This window comes from Exiguobacterium sp. KKBO11, from assembly GCF_001644945.1.
Taxonomy (GTDB): domain Bacteria; phylum Bacillota; class Bacilli; order Exiguobacteriales; family Exiguobacteriaceae; genus Exiguobacterium_A; species Exiguobacterium_A abrahamii.
The window spans coordinates 407,678-426,656 of sequence record NZ_LUCU01000011.1 but is presented as its reverse complement, the minus strand read 5'-3'; the positions used below and the strand labels follow the sequence as shown (position 1 = coordinate 426,656).

The 18,979-nt window shown below is 49.5% G+C and carries 20 protein-coding genes; 1 reads left to right on the top strand and 19 read right to left on the bottom strand.

Annotated features, from left to right (window positions below; translation table 11 throughout):
• Positions 1-22 precede the first annotated feature (22 nt).
• From smpB to AYO36_RS02275, 12 genes are all read right to left on the bottom strand, one after another.
• Positions 23-493, bottom strand: a complete 471-nt coding sequence (gene smpB, locus AYO36_RS02330; RefSeq protein WP_023469198.1) for an SsrA-binding protein SmpB — start codon at positions 491-493, stop codon at positions 23-25.
• 32 nt (positions 494-525) lie between these two features.
• Positions 526-2,880, bottom strand: a complete 2,355-nt coding sequence (gene rnr, locus AYO36_RS02325) for a ribonuclease R (protein WP_064299435.1) — start codon at positions 2,878-2,880, stop codon at positions 526-528.
• 14 nt (positions 2,881-2,894) lie between these two features.
• Positions 2,895-3,635, bottom strand: a complete 741-nt coding sequence (locus AYO36_RS02320; protein WP_023469200.1) for an alpha/beta hydrolase — start codon at positions 3,633-3,635, stop codon at positions 2,895-2,897.
• A gap of 101 nt (positions 3,636-3,736) precedes the next feature.
• The gene (gene secG / locus AYO36_RS02315; RefSeq protein ID WP_023469201.1) at positions 3,737-3,970 is read right to left on the bottom strand and encodes a preprotein translocase subunit SecG; all 234 of its coding nucleotides are present in this window, start codon (positions 3,968-3,970) and stop codon (positions 3,737-3,739) included.
• Positions 3,971-4,116: 146 nt separating this feature from the next.
• Positions 4,117-5,034 carry a ribose ABC transporter substrate-binding protein RbsB gene (gene rbsB, locus AYO36_RS02310; protein WP_035396322.1) on the bottom strand — a complete coding sequence of 306 codons (918 nt, stop codon included), beginning with the start codon at positions 5,032-5,034 and terminating at the stop codon, positions 4,117-4,119.
• Between the two features lie 27 nt (positions 5,035-5,061).
• Positions 5,062-6,030 carry a ribose ABC transporter permease gene (rbsC, locus tag AYO36_RS02305; RefSeq protein WP_064299434.1) on the bottom strand — a complete coding sequence of 323 codons (969 nt, stop codon included), beginning with the start codon at positions 6,028-6,030 and terminating at the stop codon, positions 5,062-5,064.
• Between the two features lies 1 nt (position 6,031).
• Entirely contained in the window at positions 6,032-7,510 is a 1,479-nt protein-coding gene (locus AYO36_RS02300; protein WP_064299433.1) for a sugar ABC transporter ATP-binding protein, read from the bottom strand.
• 12 nt (positions 7,511-7,522) lie between these two features.
• The gene (gene rbsD / locus AYO36_RS02295) at positions 7,523-7,912 is read right to left on the bottom strand and encodes a D-ribose pyranase (RefSeq protein WP_064299432.1); all 390 of its coding nucleotides are present in this window, start codon (positions 7,910-7,912) and stop codon (positions 7,523-7,525) included.
• Complete coding sequence (gene rbsK / locus AYO36_RS02290; RefSeq protein ID WP_064299431.1) at positions 7,909-8,787, bottom strand: ribokinase; 879 nt, start codon at positions 8,785-8,787, stop codon at positions 7,909-7,911. Before rbsK ends, rbsD begins: the two co-directional genes overlap by 4 nt.
• A complete protein-coding gene (locus AYO36_RS02285) occupies positions 8,784-9,764 on the bottom strand; it encodes a LacI family DNA-binding transcriptional regulator (RefSeq protein WP_064299430.1) in 981 nt (326 codons plus the stop codon). Before AYO36_RS02285 ends, rbsK begins: the two co-directional genes overlap by 4 nt.
• Positions 9,765-9,961: 197 nt before the next feature.
• A complete protein-coding gene (locus tag AYO36_RS02280; RefSeq protein ID WP_064299429.1) occupies positions 9,962-10,201 on the bottom strand; it encodes a hypothetical protein in 240 nt (79 codons plus the stop codon).
• Positions 10,202-10,558: 357 nt separating this feature from the next.
• Positions 10,559-10,903, bottom strand: a complete 345-nt coding sequence (locus AYO36_RS02275; protein ID WP_064299428.1) for a hypothetical protein — start codon at positions 10,901-10,903, stop codon at positions 10,559-10,561.
• 135 nt (positions 10,904-11,038) lie between these two features.
• Here AYO36_RS02275 and AYO36_RS02270 point away from each other — a divergent pair, with 135 nt between their 5' ends.
• Positions 11,039-11,359: a hypothetical protein gene (locus AYO36_RS02270; protein ID WP_023469210.1), complete on the top strand. Its 321-nt coding sequence runs from the start codon at positions 11,039-11,041 to the stop codon at positions 11,357-11,359.
• 138 nt (positions 11,360-11,497) lie between these two features.
• On the opposite strand, the gene AYO36_RS02265 is transcribed toward AYO36_RS02270, so the two are convergent.
• The 7 genes from AYO36_RS02265 to gap form a co-directional block, all read right to left on the bottom strand.
• A complete protein-coding gene (locus AYO36_RS02265; RefSeq protein WP_230088506.1) occupies positions 11,498-11,746 on the bottom strand; it encodes a hypothetical protein in 249 nt (82 codons plus the stop codon).
• A gap of 13 nt (positions 11,747-11,759) precedes the next feature.
• Complete coding sequence (locus AYO36_RS02260; RefSeq protein WP_064299426.1) at positions 11,760-12,671, bottom strand: acyl-ACP desaturase; 912 nt, start codon at positions 12,669-12,671, stop codon at positions 11,760-11,762.
• Between the two features lie 269 nt (positions 12,672-12,940).
• Complete coding sequence (gene eno / locus AYO36_RS02255) at positions 12,941-14,233, bottom strand: phosphopyruvate hydratase (RefSeq protein WP_023469213.1); 1,293 nt, start codon at positions 14,231-14,233, stop codon at positions 12,941-12,943.
• 59 nt (positions 14,234-14,292) lie between these two features.
• Positions 14,293-15,840 (bottom strand): 2,3-bisphosphoglycerate-independent phosphoglycerate mutase, encoded by a 1,548-nt coding sequence (gene gpmI, locus AYO36_RS02250; protein WP_064299425.1) that lies wholly within the window; start codon positions 15,838-15,840, stop codon positions 14,293-14,295.
• Positions 15,841-16,593, bottom strand: a complete 753-nt coding sequence (gene tpiA, locus AYO36_RS02245; RefSeq protein ID WP_064299424.1) for a triose-phosphate isomerase — start codon at positions 16,591-16,593, stop codon at positions 15,841-15,843.
• Between the two features lie 27 nt (positions 16,594-16,620).
• Positions 16,621-17,805, bottom strand: coding sequence for a phosphoglycerate kinase (locus AYO36_RS02240; protein ID WP_050678694.1), 1,185 nt, complete (start codon positions 17,803-17,805; stop codon positions 16,621-16,623).
• 121 nt (positions 17,806-17,926) lie between these two features.
• Positions 17,927-18,934 carry a type I glyceraldehyde-3-phosphate dehydrogenase gene (gap, locus tag AYO36_RS02235; RefSeq protein ID WP_023469217.1) on the bottom strand — a complete coding sequence of 336 codons (1,008 nt, stop codon included), beginning with the start codon at positions 18,932-18,934 and terminating at the stop codon, positions 17,927-17,929.
• Positions 18,935-18,979: the final 45 nt, after the last annotated feature.

Below are 18,979 nucleotides of genomic sequence, written 5' to 3'. Positions count from 1 at the left end.
CTAGCAGAAAAGTGTTACGGGTTCAATACTTTTGCTTATCGCGTAGTGCTCGTTCGATATCCCGCTTCGCATCCTTCTTCTTCAGATCATCGCGTTTATCGAATTTCTTCTTCCCGCGTCCGAGTCCGATCAAGCATTTCGCGTACCCGTTCTTGATGTAGACTTTGAGCGGTACGATCGTATAACCGTCCCGTGAGACCGCCCCGATCAAGTTCGCGATCTGTTTCTTGTGTAGCAACAGTTTCCGCGGGCGGAGCTGTTCATGGTTGTAGCGGTTCCCCTGTTCGAAGTGGGCGATGTTCGAGTTCCAAAGAATCGCCTCTCCCCCGTCGAACCGGACGAATGCGTCCCCGATGCTGATCTTTCCTTTACGGACCGATTTGATTTCCGTTCCCGTCAAGACGAGACCGGCTTCAATCGTATCCTCGATCGCATAATCGAACGAGGCCCGTTTATTGTTCGCTAAGACTTTCGAATCTGTTCCCTTTGGCATGTTCGTTCACCACATTTCCGATGCGGAAGCGCTTATTTGCGCTTCCGTTTCTTATTCGAGACCGCCTTATGGAACGGCGGTTTATCTTTCTTATTCTTTAACGAAAATCCTTTTCCTTTGCTTTGGTCGCTCTTACCTGACCGTTTCTTGCCGCGACGATCATCCTTCTTCTTGTCGTCGCGTTTTTGTCCCGGTCGTCCACCGCTTGAGCGGATCGTCTTCGACTCGAAGCGTTTCTTCGGTTGCCGTTCTGGCATCCCGACGACACTGAAGTCGATCGTCCGTTCATCGATGTTGACGTTCGTGACCTTGATCTCAACGACATCACCGATCCGGAACTGTTGCTTCGTCCGCTCACCGATTAGCTGATAGTTCGCTTCATCGTAACGGTAGAAGTCATCCGTCATCGCTTGAATGTGGACGAGTCCTTCAATCGTGTTCGGCAATTCGACGAACATTCCGAAGTTCGTGACACCACTGACGACGCCTTCAAACGTCTCACCGATGTGTTGCTCCATATATTCGGCTTTCTTCAACGCGTTCGTTTCCCGCTCCGCATCTACGGCACGACGCTCGCGTTTTGACGAGTGATCGGCGATTTCCGGTAAGATTTCCGAGTAACGGTCTTGCGTCTTCTGTGACTTATCGTTGTAGATGACATATTCACGGAGCAGACGGTGAACCATTAAGTCTGGGTAACGACGAATCGGTGACGTGAAGTGCGTGTAGTAGTCCGTCGACAGACCGAAGTGACCAATCGGTTCGATGTCATATTTCGCTTGTTGGAGCGAACGGAGCATGACCGTACTGACGACGGCTTCTTCTGGCTCACCTTCAACCGCATTGAGGATCGATTGCAACGTTTTTGGTGCGACTGACTCACCTTTGCGTTCGACGTTGATGCCGAAGTTACCGATGAACTTGAAGAATGTATCGAGACGTTCTGCTTTTGGCTCATCGTGGATCCGGTACATGAACGGCAGTTTTTGGCGCTGAATGTGCTCGGCGACCGTTTCGTTCGCTGCGAGCATGAACTCTTCAATCAGCTTCTCAGCGACTGACCGTTCCCGGAGGATAATTTCACTCGTCTTACCTTCTTCGTTGACGAGGACCTTCGCTTCTGGGAAGTCAAAGTTGATCGCCCCACGACGCGAGCGACGTTCGCGGAGGATCGCTGCGAGTTCTGCCATCTTGTCGAAGTACTCGACGAGATCTTGGTACTTCGCGATCACCTCTTCGTCTTCGCGTTCGACGATTTTCCGGACGTCCGTGTACGTCATCCGTTCCGTCGTCTTGATGACACTCTGGAAGATCTCATGGTTGACGACAGCCCCGTTCGCATCGATTTCCATGATACAGCTGAGCGTCAGGCGATCGACGTGCGGGTTGAGCGAGCAGATCCCGTTCGATAGGCGGTGAGGAATCATCGGGATGACACGGTCAACGAGATAAACACTCGTTCCGCGCTCACGTGCCTCTTCGTCGAGTGCTGAATCTTCTTTGACGTAATGCGAGACGTCGGCGATGTGGACACCAAGCTCGAAGTTGCCGTTCGCTAACTTCTTGACGTGCACCGCATCATCAAGGTCTTTTGCGTCTGCCCCGTCGATCGTCACCGTCAATTCGTTCCGTAGATCAACGCGTCCGACTAAGTCTTTCTCATCGATTTGATCCGGTACAGCATTCGCTTCAGCGATCGCTTCCGGTGAGAAGTCGACGTTGATCCCATGCTTATGGACGATCGATAAGATGTCGACGCCTGGGTCATTTTTGTGACCGATGATTTTCAAGACTTTCGCTGTTCCAGCGTAGCGACCGTCTGGATACTTCGTGATCCGGGCGAGGACTTTATGGCCATCGACGGCACCGAGTGTATCGTCGTTCGCGACGACCGGTAAGAACGTCAGCTTCGTATCATCCGGTTCGATGTAAGCGATTGATTCGATTCGTCCTTTTGGACTGACGAACGTGCCGACGAAATCAGCTGGTCCGCGTGAGAGAATCTTAAGCAGTTTCCCTTCACGACGATCGCCGCCGTTTGACTCGGCAAACACTTTGACGAGGACTCGGTCGCCGTTATAGACGTTCTTCAGTTCCGGTGCCGGTAAGAAAATATCACCTTCTGAACCATCTTCCGGTGAGACGAAACCGAACCCGCGTTGGTGGACGGAAATCTTCCCTGCGACTTGACCGATCTGCGCGAGTGTTCCGTACTTGTTCGAGCGTGTCCGAGCGATCAACGCTTCGTCTTCCATCGCGTTCAGCGTCCGGATCAATTCCTTGAATGCTTCCGTATCCGCTAGTTCTAGTTTTTTCGTTAATTGATCAATCGACAACGGACGTTCTTCCGTCGTGATGACCGTTAGTATTCGTTCACGTAATTCCAACGTGACACCTCCAGTTACTTGCTCCAGTTCAATGACTCCAGGAAGTCCAAGATGTCAGAGTGGAGCTGGTCTTTTTCTTTGTCGAGCGTAATGACGTGACCTGAGTTCTCATACCAGATCAGCTCTTTTTGGAAGGCACTGACTCCATCATGGATGATGTTCGCAGAGTCGGTGTTGATCATGTGATCGTTGCGCGCTTGGACGACGAGCGTCGGTGCGTAGACGTCCTCGAGCGAATCGCGTGTCTCGCGCAACAGTTCCTGCAAGTCCTTCAAGGTCGGCATCGGTTCGAAGGACGCCATCTCGTGGTCGATCTCTTCTTGTGATTTGCCTTCTCGCTTCTTGAATTCTCGTGCGTACTCGGTGACTCCTGCATACATGACTTCTTCACTTTTGATGTAGGCGGGTGCACACATCGGGATGACCGCTTTGACCGGACGGTTCATCGATAACTTCAGCGACATGACGCCACCGAGCGACAGTCCGCAAACAGCGATTTCGTCATAGCCTTTGTCGACGAGTTCCTGATATCCGGCAAGGACATCCTGCCACCAGTCGGCTGGCCCGGTCTTCGTCAGCTCTTCGGGTGGGGCAGCGTGCCCTTTATATTGTGGTGCAAGGGATGTATAGCCCTGCTTTTGCAAATAGCGACCGAGGATGCGGACATCCGCGCTCGATCCCGTGAATCCGTGTAATAGTAAAACGGCACGTGGGCCGGCTTCGAAAAAGAATGGTTTTGGTAAAGTGATTTTCATAAAATGATTCCCCCTCTAACTCTATACCCCATATCCGGAAAAAATGAATATCGAGAAATACAAAAAACGACAGCGCGATCATACGGCTGTCGTTTCAATGCTCACTTATAAAAAGCGACGAGTAACGCCAAAATGAAGAGTAATGCTCCTAAGATAGACGCCACACGATTTAGGACCGCATCCAAGCCACGAGCTTTTTGGCGACCAAATAATTGTTCTGCTCCACCCGTCAATGCTCCGAGTCCGGTCGTACGACCCGACATCAATAGAACGACGATGATGAGAAGAACGGAAACGACGATGAGGCCGACAAGAGCCACGTTATGAATGATCATCGATGATCCTCCTTCAGTAATATACGCTTCTTTCATTATAGAGAAAAACAAGTACGGGAACAAGGAATAGATTTAGGAACTTTTTCCTGCCTGCTCCACCTGACGAAAAGAGACACCTGAATCTTCGACTCAGGTGTCCTGTCTTCTTATTGTTTGATCAATTCGAGATCGACTGGGATGTTCTTCTCGACTGTTTCACCTTTTAAGTGCTTGATCGCTGTTTCGACACCCATCTTCCCGATCTCAGTCGGTTTTTGAGCGATCGTTCCTGCCATTTTTCCGTCTTTGACGGCTTTGACGGCATCATCCGTCGCATCGAAACCGATGACTTTAACATCATTCAGACCTGCTGCTTTTAATGCTTCAACCGCACCGAGTGCCATTTCATCGTTGTGCGCGAAGACAGCTTTGATGTCTTTGTTGTTTTGGAGGATGTTCTCCATGACCGATAAGCCTTTTGCCCGGTCGAAGTTTGCTGCTTGTTTTGCGACGACGTCAAGTTTACCGTCGACTGCTTCATGGAACCCTTTACCACGGTCACGAGTTGCGGATGCTCCTGGAATCCCTTCGAGCTCCACGACTTTTGCTTTATCGCCGACGAGTTCGATCATGTATTCACCTGCTTGTTTCCCACCTGCGACGTTATCTGACGCGATGTGTGCGACGACGTCGCCTGCTTCTGCATTGCGGTCAACTGTAATGACGGGGATGTTCGCATCGTTTGCTGTTTGGACGGCTGCACCAACTGCTGCTGAATCCGTTGGGTTGATCAAGATGAGATCAACTTTCTTTTGAACCATGTCTTCGATGTCGCTTGCTTGTTTTGCCGCATCATCTTGTGCATCCGCGACTTGAAGCGTTGCGCCTTGTGCTTTTGCTTCTTGTTCTGCCCCTTCTTTTAACGAGACGAAGAATGGGTTGTTGAGGGTTGAAATCGAAAGACCAATCTTAAAGTCCTTCGTCTTTTTCTTCGTATCACCGTTGCTGCTGCCCGGCTGTTCCGTCGAACAGGCGGCTGCGAAGACCATTAATGCCATCATGACGACTGCAAGTAGTTTTTTCATCTGTAGATCCTCCTTTTGGAATGTGGGTTACGCTGTTTGTTTCCGGTCCGCGAGTACCGCGAACAGAATGACTAAACCTTTGACGACGAGTTGGAAGAACGAGGAGACACCAAGCAAGTTGAGACCGTTGTTCAGTGTTCCGATGATCAAGGCACCGATCAAGGTACCGACAATCCAGCCACGACCACCTGACAGGCTCGTCCCACCAAGGACGACCGCCGCGATGGCGTCGAGTTCGTACGATGTCCCCGCTGTCGGCTGCGCCGAGTTCAGACGGGACGTCAGGATGATGCCGGCGAGTGCTGCCATCAAACCTGAGAGTGAGTAGATCATGATTTTGACTTTATTGACTTGAATCCCCATCAACTTCGCTGCTTCTTCGTTCCCACCGATCGCATACGTATAGCGACCGAACGTCGTCTTCTTCAAGATGAAGTAGAGAACCGCGAAGGCGATCAACATCGTCAGAACCGGTACTGGGAAGATCCAGAAGTAACCGCGTCCGAACAATTCGAACCAGCCACCTTGGCTCAGACCAGTGATTGGTTTCCCGTCCGTATAGACGAGCGTCAATCCGCGGAAGATCGTCATCGTCGCAAGTGTTGCGATGAACGGTGCGACCTTCCCGAGCGAGATGACCATCCCGTTCAAGGCACCCATGACAGCTCCGACGATCAATCCAGCCAGAACAGCGATTAACGCTGACGTTCCGTCCGTCATCAGACCCGCGACGAAGGCGGACGAGAGCGCGAGAATCGAGCCGACTGATAAATCAATCCCACCCGTCAGAATGACGAACGTCATCCCGAAGGCAATCAAGGCATTGATCGAGACTTGCCGTAAGATGTTAAATAAATTATTCAGTGTTAAAAAGTCCGGTTCTATGATCGAGACGACGAGGACGATCGCGAACAATCCTGCGAGTGGTCCAAGCTTTTGTCCGATCCCAAGACGTCTTGGTTTTGCTTCCGTTACCTTGCCTTGCATCAATTCCATATCATTGTCCTCCTGTCGCAAGTGTCATGATGCTTTCTTGCGTCGCTTCCTGTCGTGTCAACATGCCGCTCATCTTGCCTTCGCGCATGACGTAGACCCGGTCGCTCATCCCGAGAATCTCCGGGAGGTCCGAGCTGACCATGATGATCGCGACACCCGCCGCAGCGAGCTCGTTCATGATGAGATAAATCTCTTTCTTCGCTCCGACGTCGACACCACGTGTCGGTTCGTCGAGGATCAAGACTTTCGGTTGTGTCCCGAGCCACTTCGCGAGGACGACCTTTTGTTGGTTCCCACCGGACAATGACTTCGCCGGCTGGTCCATCGAGCTGTGGCGGACCGAAAGTGACTTCAAGTACCCTTCTGCGAAATCGCGTTCTGCCTGATCCTTGATGACACCGGAGCGGGATAGCGAACGAATCGTCGGTAGCGAGATGTTCTCACGCAGTGAAAAGTCGAGGAACAAGCCTTCGCCTTTGCGGTCCTCGGTCAAAAAGCCGATGCCCTGGCGAATCGCATCGTACGGTGTCTTGATTTTCAGCGACTGTCCGTCCAGTTCGATTGTCCCGTCTTTTAGGCGATCGACCCCGAACAGCCCGCGCATGACTTCTGTCCGCCCCGCGCCCATCAAACCAGAGAAGCCGATGATTTCGCCTGCCTTGACGGAGAATGAGACATCGTCGAACCGTTTCCCGCTCGCCTGTTTGACCTCAAGAACGGTCGCTCCGATTGACACATCACGATCCGGATACCGTTCACCCATCTCACGACCGACCATCTCCCGGACGATCTGTTCGAACGATGTTTCGGGAATCGCATGCGTCGAGACGGAGATCCCATCCCGTAAGACGGTGATCCGGTCGCAGAGCTCGAAGATTTCCTCCATCCGGTGTGAGATATAGACGATCGAGACACCTTGGTTGCGTAGCGCTGTCGCGACGCTGAACAAGGCACGAATTTCCCGCTCTGTCAGGGCGGCTGTCGGTTCATCCATGATGATGACCTTCGCGTCCGTCATCAAAGCTTTTGCGATCTCAATCATCTGTTGCTGACCGACTGATAACGTCCGAGCGAGTTGATCAACGTCCATGAAGACGTTTAGTTCGGCGAGTTCACGTTCTGCCTGCCGCTTCATCTCGCCTTGCTTGAGAATCCCGAAGCGTGACTTCAGCTCCCGTCCGAGGAACAAGTTCTCCGTCACCGTCAAATCCGGGAGGATGTTCAGTTCCTGGTGAATGAAGGCGATCCCCGCTTCTTCGGCAAGCTTCGGATTCTTATACTCGACGTCCTGTCCATCGACGCGGATCGTACCTGCGTCCGCTTTATGAACACCGGTCAAAATCTTCATCAGCGTCGATTTCCCGGCACCGTTCTCTCCCATCAAGGCATGGATCTCACCCGCAGCGAGTTCGAAGTCGACACCTTTGAGGACGGGAACAGGCCCGAATGCTTTTTTGATACCTGTCATCTCGATACGCATCGCATGACCCCCTTAAAAGATTACACCGGAATGGAAGATGACATTTGCGTACGGTGTCGCTTCCCCAGTCCGGATGATGACCTTCGCCTGCTGTGTCTGTTTCTTGAACTCCTCATGTGAGACGAACGTCGTCTCGATCTGCATGGCTTCCAGTGCCTCGAGCACGTTCGGGTTCGCTTCCTTGATCTCTGTTGCCAGTGTCAGTTGTTCAATCGCCATGTCACCGGCGACGACACGGACGACGTCGAGGAATGATGGTGTGCCGAGTTCCAGTGCTAAATCAATCCGTGCGACCCCATCTGGAATCGGTAAGCCGCAATCGGCGATGACGATCGTATCGGTATGACCGAGGTCGGTCAGGACTTTGCTGATATGACTGTTTAAGATACCGTGCTTCTTCATGCGTCTCCCTCCATCTGTTCCCGTGTCGGCATGCCGCCTTGAGCGCCGAGAGCGCGGATGGATAAGCCGGCTGCCCGGTTCGCGAAACGAATCGCCTCGACGAGCGGTTGTCCTTCCGTTAACGCGACGGCTAAGGCTCCGTTGAACGTATCCCCTGCTCCTGTCGTATCAACGACAGTCGTCTCGATCGCGGGAATCGTCACGATCGACGCTCCGTCGTAGAAGCGTGCGCCGCGACTCCCTTCCGTTACGATCAATTTATTCGGGTATTCCATCAACCAATGTTCGATCGGCTGCTCTTGTCCGAAGATCAAACCACATTCATGTTCGTTTGGCGTTAAGTACGTGACGTGTTCAATCAATTCTGGACTGAGTGACATCGCCGGCGCTGGATTCAAGACGACTGGAATGCCGGCTGCATGTGCTTCGCGAGCCACGGTCTCGACCGTTTCGATTGGAATCTCGAGCTGGAGTAAGATGATTTCACTGTCTGCGAGAATCGGTGCGAGTGCATCATCCGCAAACTGAACATGTTGATTGGCAGACTGAACGACGACGATCGAGTTATCGCCTTCAGCGAGCGTGATGTGTGCCGTTCCTGTCCGTTCACCTTCAATCGTTTGCAAGTGCGTCGTCTGCACTCCTTGCATTTTGAAGTTTTCGCGGATCGCTTCACCGTTCGCGTCACTACCAACGCAACCGATCATTTCGACGGTACTGCCAAGACGCGCGACTGCGACCGCTTGGTTCGCACCCTTTCCGCCCGGTACGGTATGAAAGGCATCCCCGATGACTGTTTCGCCTGCGCCTGGACGGCGTTTACTTTCGACGACGAGATCCATCGAGATACTGCCGATGACACTGATTTGTTTCATGCTTCCTCATCCTTCCGTTTCGTCGTTTCCCGTTCGATGATCTCAACCGTCAACTCATGATGGACGGCGGCAATCGGTGTGCCTTCAATCCGCTGAATCAAAAGTTTCGCCGCCAGTTCTCCCATTTGATAGATCGGCTGCGCAATCGTCGTCAACGGTGGTGAAATCATTTGTCCGAGTTCGATCCCGTCATAGCCGATCACTTGTAGCTCGTCTGGAATCGTGATCCCGCGCTCCGCAGCGACCTGCACCGTTGCTGCGGCAATGACATCACTCGCGGCAAAGATCCCGTTGCAATGATAGTGATCAAAGAGATAGTTCGCTGCATCAAGCGCTCCTTGAAAGTGGAACGGTGACTCGATGCTTGCAACGAGATGGGTTCCGGCGATCTCTTCGAAACCGTCCCGTCGTTTTTTGATCGTCGGGAGTTTCGAAGGACCACTGATGACGGCTAATTCAGTTGCACCAGCTTCCAGTAGAAGCGAAGCCGCCTTCTTCCCGCCCTCGTATCCGTTTGACGTCACCGTCGGAATCGCACCTTGTAACACACGGTCTAACGCTACGACCGGCACTTCGAGTTCTTCATAGTTTGGATTATTCGAGTAGTTCGTCGTGATGATCAATCCGTCGACATGCATCGCCTCGAGTGACTTGATATATTCGCGTTCTTTCTGAAACTGTTCGTCTGTGTTACACAAAATGACCTGAAAACCATGTTGATGTGCCATATCTTCCACAGCCCGTGCGAGTTGTGGGAAGAACGGGTTCGTGATGTCTGGAACGATCAACCCGATCAGTCCGGACCGTTTTTGGAACAACGATCGCGCGACCCGGTTCGGTCGATAGTCCAATTGTTTGATTGCCTGAAGCACCGCCTTACGCGATTTCTCACTGACATAACCCTTTTCGTTCATGACGCGTGAGACCGTCGCGACGGAGACATGTGCCGCTTTCGCTACTTCCCGGATGGTCGACATGTTTCGCCACCTCTTTCTTTTGATAACGCTTACAAGAATCATCATATTGTGTAACCGGTTACACATCAATCTTTTTTATCTAAAATATATTTTATTTTTTTCGAGTCCTCGGATTGGACTATAAAAAAGAAGCCTGACGCGGCGTCAGACTTACGATAATTCCGTATAATCATGCATTTGAACGTTCTGAATCATTCTTAAATAAAGACAATCAGCGAGAGACCAATCAGAATATTAATGAATCCTAACCCATCCGTCGCTTTTGTGTATAACGATGTTTTATCTTTTTTAGCGCTATCGTTTAGATACATCAATGTCACGGCAATAACAGTCGTGATGCCCAGAGGTGCATTCAAAAAACTATCGGAATACGTAAATAAGTTGTTCGTAATGTAGAGACTATTTAAGACAGATAAACCAAACAACACTTTATGCATGAAACTCACTCCTATAATCAACGGGATCTTACGAAACCAACTAAGATCTAATTTCGCTCTCCCTCTATTATAGAATATTCTTCCAGTTACTCTTCCTTACACTATTGAAAGAAAGTATTTGGATGCATACGCAAATACACCGCAAGACAGCGTCACGCCATCTTACGGTGTATTTCTTGTCCTCTCAGTAGCACGTTTGATTGTTGATTTCCGGAAAAGACGGAGACTCCTGCGGGAAGAGCGGAATAGGCAAGACCCCGCAGGAGCACACGCGACGAGGAGGCTTGCCTTCCGCCCGCGGAAAGCGACGTCTTGGACGGAAATCAATGAACAATCGGTGTCTAGCTGACAAGACTTTCATCTTTTTGCTTTCCCGGCTCTTTTTCGCTCCACGAACAAACGTCGAATCAATGCAACAACGAACGCAATGATTGCCAGCGGCTCAAACAAATAAATCAATAGGAACGTGACATCGATGACGGCATCCTCCGGATTATAACGGATGATATAGAGCGCACCGGGTAAGATGGCAATCAGTCCGCCAATTCCGAGTGCCGTTCCCAAAATCAGACTCTGACGCGAAAACCGGCTCGTGATTTGATACAAACCGATGAATAGTATGAGTTCCGTAAAATAGATGAGGCGCAACGGGATGTCACCAATCGACGTATCAAGCCCTAAAAACAAAAACCGAAATAGCATGTCGATTCCCCCTTCCCTCTAGTTCTACCCCGAACAGCGTCCTCGTAATGCTTGATTTCCAGTTTCCCTGCATATCCTCGCTTCAATTAGGGAATAGCTAGAGAGTTACAGTCACATACAGAGAGTTGGGATCGGATGAAAGAAGAACACTCGATGAGGGTCGTCAGTTGTCTGAATGATTATTTCGAACGTCATCAGCAGCCCCTTCAGGTCGATCTCTTACGAGGTCTACCACCTATCGTGCTATTGTTGCGCGATGACGCGAAACGTGCCTTTCCGAAGGAAGCGAACTTGCACGATGAACTGTTACAAGACATCAAACGTTTGATTCAGGAATGTTTGGATCCCGATACACTGCGCGAATTGGGAATCGATGTCGATCTCCCGGACTTTTTCGTGACCCGTGCACCGCTTCATTCTGCTCATCATTATCTCGTTACATTCATCGAAGACTGACTTCATGTTAAAAGCAGTTATTTCTTCTTTCACAAAACATGTGAAGCAAGAGATAACTGCTTTTTTTAGGGATAATAAAAAACCGATAGCGCCAAAGCACTACCGGTCATACTTCCCTTCACGTATGGTAAAGACGACTTAATTCTCAACCTCAAGAATCGCTTCGATTTCAGCTTCTACTTCTTTGTTGACCATTTGCGAACGTTTTTTACGTAATTCGAGATCCATCTCCTGATCGATGAACTGATTCGTATGCTTATCGAAGCAATCAAAGCAGATCGGATAAAAGTCTTTGGCTTCTTTATTCAGAGAATTGAATTCCCACGTATCGAGTTCCAAGTAACTGACTTGGTTGTTCGTTTCAGTTCCACAGATTTCACACTTCATGTTCATTGCCTCCTTAGACGTCGAGATTCGCTTTTTCGAGTTGGCGTTCCTGACGTTCCTTGATGCGCTTCAAACGTCCGTGATACTTCATGATGTTCGCTTGAGATTGTTTCGCTTCTTCGCTTGTCGGTTCTAAATCAGCGATGCCCCAGAATTTGACGACGACGTCTAATACTTGGTCGAAGTATTGGAGTGGTCCATAGTTCGTATCAACAGCAATCGTCTTCATGCGTTCCGTGAAGTCCGGCATGACAGCACCTGGCATCGAGAAGTTGATGATGACGTCTTCGAAGAAGACGATGAAGTTCGGATCAAGCTCTAGGTGTGCTTTGACCGTGTCACGATAGAACGCATAATGGAGCGCTTCGTCCTTCGCTAGACGACGGAGTAGCGTTGCTAAGTCCTTGTCGTGTGCCCCTGCGATTTTCGCGACGTTGTTGTAAAAGACGAGTGTCGCTAACTCTTGCAGTGACGTATATGCCATTGTCGCTAACGGATTCGTGAAGTCTGGGAACCAGCCGTTCTCAACGACACGTCTTCTTAACTGATGGAGTCGCGTTGGATTGACGTTTCGCGTGACGAGTAAATATGTCTCGAGTAAGTTCGAGTGCTGGTCTTCTTCTGCTGTCCATGTCCGGACGAAGTCATTGATGACTTCCATCGAGTTCTTGAATGTATAGTCTAAGTGCGACGTGTACCACGGTAGGTTGACTTCTGTCAGTAATGCTGTCTCTATTGCGACGATGACACCTTCCGGAAGCGTGACTTGGCTTTCGTCCCAAGGAACGCGTTTGAACGACATCGCCTTATCCCACGGAATGAACTCGTGGTAGCTCCAGTCAATATTAGCTGAACGCTCCTTGTGTAGTCGATATAACTCTTGAATGCGTGGTTCTAAACGGATATCTAAATCTGAATTTAGCATGATCGTATCTCCTTTAGACGTATTTGTCATCTTCATCGAGCAAGATGTAATTAATGCCTATAACTATTTAATTTGCACTTATTTATGAGTATAACATTTTAGTCATCTACTAAGATGAATCAATTTTTTGACAGTTCAGTATAGTTTTGATGACAAAAGCGACTTTTTGGTTTGACATTGCTTGATATGCAAAAAACCTCCTATCCGTGTGTACGTATCACACGAATAGGAGGTTTTCCTTATAGCTTATTCAAACGATCAATCTGAAATTACTTCTTGAGGTTGTAGAATGATTTGATTCCGTCGTAGACAGCAACGTCTGAAAGCATGTCTTCGATGCGGAGAAGTTGGTTGTATTTCGCGATGCGGTCTGTACGTGAAAGTGAACCAGTTTTGATTTGACCAGCGTTTGTCGCAACAGCGATGTCAGCGATCGTTGAATCTTCAGTTTCACCAGAACGGTGAGAAACGACAGCTGTGTAACCAGCTTTTTTAGCCATTTCGATTGCGTCGAATGTTTCAGTCAACGTACCGATTTGGTTAACTTTGATGAGGATCGAGTTAGCGATGCCCTTTTCGATACCTTCAGCAAGTTTCTCAGTGTTCGTTACGAACAAGTCATCCCCAACGAGTTGAACTTTGTGTCCGATACGATCTGTAAGGAGTTTGTGACCATCCCAGTCGTTTTCGTCACAGCCATCTTCGATTGAGATGATTGGGTATTTGTCAACGAGTTGTGCGTAGAATTCAACAAGCTCTTCTGTTGAAAGGACTTTGCCTTCGCCAGCGAGGTTGTATGTTCCAGCTGCTTTATCGTAGAACTCAGAAGAAGCGACGTCCATTGCAAGGTAAACATCTTCGCCTGCTTTGTAGCCAGCTTTTTCGATTGCTTCAAGGATAACTGTGATTGCTTCTTCGTTTGATTTCAAGTTTGGAGCGAATCCACCCTCGTCACCAACTGCTGTGTTAAGACCCATTCCGCTAAGAACTGATTTCAACGCGTGGAAGATTTCAGCACCCATACGAAGTGCTTCTTTGAATGTTGGAGCACCGACAGGCATGATCATGAACTCTTGGAAGTCCACGTTGTTGTCTGCGTGTGATCCACCGTTGATGATGTTCATCATTGGTGTTGGTAATGTTTTCGCGTTGAATCCACCGAGGTATGTGTAAAGTGGAAGACCAAGCTCATCAGCAGCAGCACGTGCAGCAGCCATAGAAACACCAAGGATTGCGTTAGCGCCGAAGTTACCTTTGTTTTTCGTACCGTCGAGATCGATCATCTTTTTGTCGATTCCAGCCTGGTCGAAGACATCGTAACCGATGATTTCTGGTGCGATTTTTTCGTTGACGTTGTCAACAGCTTTCAAAACACCTTTTCCGAGGTAACGTGCTTTGTCGCCATCACGGAGTTCGACTGCTTCGTGCTCACCAGTTGATGCACCTGATGGTACGAGTGCGCGACCGAAACCGCCATCTTCTGTATAAACTTCTACTTCTACTGTTGGGTTACCGCGTGAATCAAGAATCTCGCGTGCGTAAATCTCTGTAATCATTGACATTTAAATTCGCTCCTTTTGTGTGTAAGAAATATGTGGTGTAGCTACTTCGATCGACGGGATTATTTTTTCAATACGATCGATTTACCAGTCATCTCTGCTGGTTGGTCCGCTCCGAGGAGATCAAGGACCGTTGGTGCGAGGTCAGCGAGTGCACCTGTGAGTGGTTCAAGGAGTTCAACGTCCTCGACCGTCACGATACATGGAACAGGTTCTGTCGTATGCGCCGTCATCTTACTGCCGTCCGCATTGAGGACTTTATCCGCGTTCCCGTGGTCAGCCGTGATGACTGCCGCGCCGCCTTTGCTGAGAATCAAGTCAACGACTTTCCCAAGACACTCATCGACAGCTTCGATCGCCTTTTTCGTCGGCTCGAGCATACCCGAGTGACCGACCATATCCGGGTTTGCGAAGTTGAGGATGATCGCGTCGTGTTTGTCCGAGTTGATTGCGTCGACGAGGGCATCTGTGACTTCATAGACGCTCATCTCCGGTTTCAAGTCGTATGTCGCGACTTTTGGTGAAGGGATCAAGATCCGATCTTCCCCTTCGTATGGTTCTTCACGTTGTCCGTTGAAGAAGAACGTGACGTGCGGATACTTCTCCGTTTCCGCGATGCGTAGCTGTTTGAGACCTTGTTTTGACAATGTCTCACCAAGCGTGTTCTTGATGTCTTCAGGCGGGAAGACGATGTCCGTATCAATCGCATCCGAGTACTTCGTCATTGAGACGAGTAGCAGGTTCTTCGGTGCGTTGTCCGGAATTTCGAATCCGTCGAAGCCACCTTTTTCTTTGTAGACTTTCGAAAGCTGAATCGCACGGTCAGGACGATAGTTGAAGAACACGATCGCATCGTTATCGTGGATCGGTGCGACTGGCGTACCGTCTTCCTGCACGACAACAGTTGGTTCGATGAACTCATCCGTTACGTCTTGTTTGTACGAAGCTTCAACCATGCCGATTGGATCCTTCGTCGTTGGACCTTCACCGAACGTGATGACGTCATAGACTTTCTTGACGCGTTCCCAACGGTTGTCGCGATCCATCGCATAGTAGCGACCAGAGATACTCGCGAATTGTCCAACATTCAATTCATCCATCTTCGCTTGCGCGTCACGGAGGAAACCAGCGCCCGATTGTGGGTCGCAGTCACGACCGTCCGTGAAAGCATGGAGGTAGACTTTTTCGATTTCGTGAAGTTTCGCGAATTCGAGCACCGCATATAAGTGGTTGATGTGACTGTGGATTCCACCGTCAGAGACCAAACCGAAGATATGAAGCGCTGAACCGTATTTCTTCACGTGACCTGCCGCATCGTTCATCGCTTGACGCGAGAAGAACGAGCGATCCTTGACCGCGTTGTTGATTCGGGATAGCGATTGATAGACGACGCGACCTGCACCGATGTTCAGGTGACCCACTTCTGAGTTCCCCATTTGACCTTCAGGCAAACCGACGTATTCACCTTTCGCATTCAACAACGTATGCGGGTATTGACCCCAGTAACGGTCGAAGTTCGGTTTGTTTGCCGCCGTAACGGCATTTCCGAACTCCTCGTCACGCATACCAAAACCATCAAGGATGATCAGTGCGACTGGACGTTTTTTCATTTAAATCGCCTCCAACAGTTTGAGGAACGATCCTGTCTCAAGACTTGCACCGCCGACGAGCGCGCCGTCGATGTCTGGTTGAGCCATATATTCTTTGATGTTTTCCGGTTTGACGCTACCACCGTATTGGATACGGACAGCTTCTGCTGCTTCAGCACCAAATTCAGCTGCAACGACGTCACGGACGAATTTACAAGAATCTTGTGCATCTTGTTCTGTCGCTGATTTACCTGTTCCGATTGCCCAGACAGGCTCGTAAGCGACGACGAGATTTTTCACTTGGTCGACAGTAAGACCTTTGAGGCTGTTTGCTGTCTGTTCGCGGATGACGTCTTCGAACTTGCCGCCTTCACGCTCTTCCAGTGTTTCACCTACACAAACGATTGGAACGAGACCGTGCTCGAACGCTTTTTTCGCTTTGCTGTTGATGAACGCATCTGTTTCGCCGAAGTACTCACGACGCTCAGAGTGACCGAGGATGACGTACGTCACGTCGAGTTCTTTGAGCATGAGCGGGCTGATTTCACCAGTGAAGGCACCGCTCTCTTTGTCGTACATGTTTTGAGCACCGATCTTAAGATCCGTACCAGCTGCTGCTTCTGTCAAGTGTGCCAAGAATACTGATGGCGCACAGACGGCTGCGTCGACTGTCGTCGAAGCAGGTACAGCTCCTTTGACTTCCTCAACGAATGCGACTGCATCCTTGAGCGTCAGATTCATCTTCCAGTTACCTGCGATAATTGGTTTACGCATTGAGAAACACTCCCTTGTGAACTTAGATTACTTGTCGTTTAGCGCTTCGACACCAGGAAGAGCTTTCCCTTCCATGAATTCGAGACTTGCTCCACCACCTGTAGAGATGTGGCTCATTTTGTCAGCAAGACCGAATTTCTCTGCCGCAGCAGCTGAGTCGCCACCGCCGATGATTGAGTACGCATCGCTGTCCGCAAGAGCTTGCGCGACACCTTTTGTACCGTTTGCGTATTTATCGAGTTCGAATACGCCCATCGGTCCGTTCCAGACGACGAGTTTCGAGTTCTTGATTGCCTCTGCATAGAGTTCAACCGTTTTTGGACCGATATCAAGTGACATGTGATCTGCTGGGATCTCTGTGATGTCACGTGGTCCGACATATGTTTCTTCTCCGAATTCCTTCGTGATGACACAGTCGACAGGCATGAGGAACTTAACGCCTTTTTCTTCTGCTTTTTTCATGAATTCCTTCGCTTGGTCGATTTTATCGACCTCAAGAAGTGAAGTACCGACTTCGATACCACGAGCTGTGAGGAACGTGTACGATAAGCCGCCACCGATGATCAACGTATCGACGATGTCGAGTAAGTGATCGATGACACCGATTTTGTCAGCAACTTTCGAACCACCGATGATTGCCGTGAACGGGCGATCTGGGTTAGAAAGAGCTTTACCGAGAACTTGAAGTTCTTTTTCGATAAGAAGACCGGCAACTGCTGTGTCGACATGGTGTGCGATACCTTCTGTCGATGCGTGTGCACGGTGTGCTGCGCCGAACGCGTCGTTGACGAAGACGTCAGCGAGTTTCGCGAATCCTTTAGCGAGCTCTTCGTCATTTTTCGTTTCACCAGGGTAGAAGCGGACGTTCTCTAAGACGACGACATCGCCGTTTTCGAGTTTGCTGACTGCTTCTTCTGCAACTGGACCGTATGCTTCTTCAACAAGCTTGATGTCTTTACCAAGCAATTCGCTGAGGCGTGCTACGACTGGTGCAAGTGAGAACTCAGGGTTCTTTTCGCCTTTTGGACGACCCATGTGGCTAGCGAGAATGACTTTTGCTCCGCCGTCGATCAAGTGTTTGATCGTTGGGAGTGCAGCACGGATCCGTGTGTCATCCGTGATTTTACCGTCTTCCAACGGTACGTTGAAATCCACGCGTGTAAATACGCGTTTTCCTTGTACATCGATGTCGCGAATCGATTTCTTATTCATACATTCGTCCTCCGTCTCTTACGTATAGTGAGGGGCGAATGCCCCTCCCGCTTTTTTCCGCAATAAGAGCGGAGACTGATATCGTTTCCGCTCTTATTCAATTGCTATTTAATTGCTCGAATTACTTAGCGATTTCTGCGAAGTGTTTGAGTGTACGAACGAGTTGGCTAGTGTAAGACATTTCGTTGTCATACCAAGCAACTGTTTTAACGAGTTGTTTGTCGCCGACTGTCATGACTTTAGTTTGTGTTGCATCGAAGAGTGATCCGTAAGAGATACCAACGATGTCAGAAGAAACGATTTCGTCTTCAGTGTAACCGTAAGACTCGTTAGCAGCTGCTTTCATTGCTGCGTTAACTTCTTCTACAGAAACTTTTTTGTCGAGTACAGTTACGAGCTCAGTGAGTGAACCTGTAGCGACTGGTACACGTTGTGCAGATCCGTCAAGTTTACCTTGAAGTTCTGGAAGAACGAGACCGATTGCTTTTGCAGCACCAGTTGAGTTAGGAACGATGTTTGCTGCTGCCGCACGTGCACGACGGAAGTCACCTTTAGGGTGTGGAGCGTCGAGTGTGTTTTGGTCACCAGTGTAAGCGTGGATCGTAGTCATGAGACCTTCAACGATTCCGAACTGATCTTGGAGAACTTTAGCCATTGGCGCGAGACAGTTTGTAGTACAAGAAGCACCAGAGATAACTGTTTCAGTTCCGTCAAGGATTTCGTGGTTCGTGTTGAAGACGACTGTTTTCATGTCGCCAGTTGCAGGTGCAGAGATAACGACTTTTTTAGCGCCAGCTTTCAAGTGAAGCTCAGCTTTTTCTTTGTCTGTGAAGAAACCAGTACATTCGAGAACGATGTCAACACCGAGCTCGCCCCATGGGAGTTCTTCTGGGTTGCGATTAGCAAGTGTTTTGATTTCTTTACCGTTGACGAGGAAGTAACCGTCGTGTACTTCAACTTCGCCGTCGAAACGACCTTGAGTCGTATCATATTTGAGAAGGTGTGCAAGCATTTTAGTGTCTGTAAGGTCGTTGATCGCGACTACTTCGATTCCATCGAATTGAAGAATTTGACGAAGTGCCAAACGTCCGATACGTCCAAATCCGTTAATACCAACTTTTACTGCCATGATAATTTTCCTCCTTTTAATGTAAAGCGAGTTATCTATTATTCA

What these genes read in the sequence shown, in the direction of transcription:
- rbsB (WP_035396322.1), bottom strand. Translation starts at nt 5,034, where the DNA reads ATGAAAAAACTACTTGCAGTCGTCATGATGGCATTAATGGTCTTCGCA.
- eno (WP_023469213.1), bottom strand. Translation starts at nt 14,233, where the DNA reads ATGTCAATGATTACAGAGATTTACGCACGCGAGATTCTTGATTCACGC.
- secG (WP_023469201.1), bottom strand. Translation starts at nt 3,970, where the DNA reads ATGATCATTCATAACGTGGCTCTTGTCGGCCTCATCGTCGTTTCCGTT.
- AYO36_RS02300 (WP_064299433.1), bottom strand. Translation starts at nt 7,510, where the DNA reads ATGCGTATCGAGATGACAGGTATCAAAAAAGCATTCGGGCCTGTTCCC.
- AYO36_RS02260 (WP_064299426.1), bottom strand. Translation starts at nt 12,671, where the DNA reads ATGCTAAATTCAGATTTAGATATCCGTTTAGAACCACGCATTCAAGAG.
- AYO36_RS02280 (WP_064299429.1), bottom strand. Translation starts at nt 10,201, where the DNA reads ATGCATAAAGTGTTGTTTGGTTTATCTGTCTTAAATAGTCTCTACATT.
- smpB (WP_023469198.1), bottom strand. Translation starts at nt 493, where the DNA reads ATGCCAAAGGGAACAGATTCGAAAGTCTTAGCGAACAATAAACGGGCC.
- AYO36_RS02285 (WP_064299430.1), bottom strand. Translation starts at nt 9,764, where the DNA reads ATGTCGACCATCCGGGAAGTAGCGAAAGCGGCACATGTCTCCGTCGCG.
- AYO36_RS02265 (WP_230088506.1), bottom strand. Translation starts at nt 11,746, where the DNA reads ATGAAGTGTGAAATCTGTGGAACTGAAACGAACAACCAAGTCAGTTAC.
- rbsC (WP_064299434.1), bottom strand. Translation starts at nt 6,030, where the DNA reads ATGGAATTGATGCAAGGCAAGGTAACGGAAGCAAAACCAAGACGTCTT.
- AYO36_RS02320 (WP_023469200.1), bottom strand. Translation starts at nt 3,635, where the DNA reads ATGAAAATCACTTTACCAAAACCATTCTTTTTCGAAGCCGGCCCACGT.
- rbsD (WP_064299432.1), bottom strand. Translation starts at nt 7,912, where the DNA reads ATGAAGAAGCACGGTATCTTAAACAGTCATATCAGCAAAGTCCTGACC.
- tpiA (WP_064299424.1), bottom strand. Translation starts at nt 16,593, where the DNA reads ATGCGTAAACCAATTATCGCAGGTAACTGGAAGATGAATCTGACGCTC.
- gap (WP_023469217.1), bottom strand. Translation starts at nt 18,934, where the DNA reads ATGGCAGTAAAAGTTGGTATTAACGGATTTGGACGTATCGGACGTTTG.
- AYO36_RS02240 (WP_050678694.1), bottom strand. Translation starts at nt 17,805, where the DNA reads ATGAATAAGAAATCGATTCGCGACATCGATGTACAAGGAAAACGCGTA.
- gpmI (WP_064299425.1), bottom strand. Translation starts at nt 15,840, where the DNA reads ATGAAAAAACGTCCAGTCGCACTGATCATCCTTGATGGTTTTGGTATG.
- AYO36_RS02270 (WP_023469210.1), top strand. Translation starts at nt 11,039, where the DNA reads ATGAAAGAAGAACACTCGATGAGGGTCGTCAGTTGTCTGAATGATTAT.
- rbsK (WP_064299431.1), bottom strand. Translation starts at nt 8,787, where the DNA reads ATGAAACAAATCAGTGTCATCGGCAGTATCTCGATGGATCTCGTCGTC.
- AYO36_RS02275 (WP_064299428.1), bottom strand. Translation starts at nt 10,903, where the DNA reads ATGCTATTTCGGTTTTTGTTTTTAGGGCTTGATACGTCGATTGGTGAC.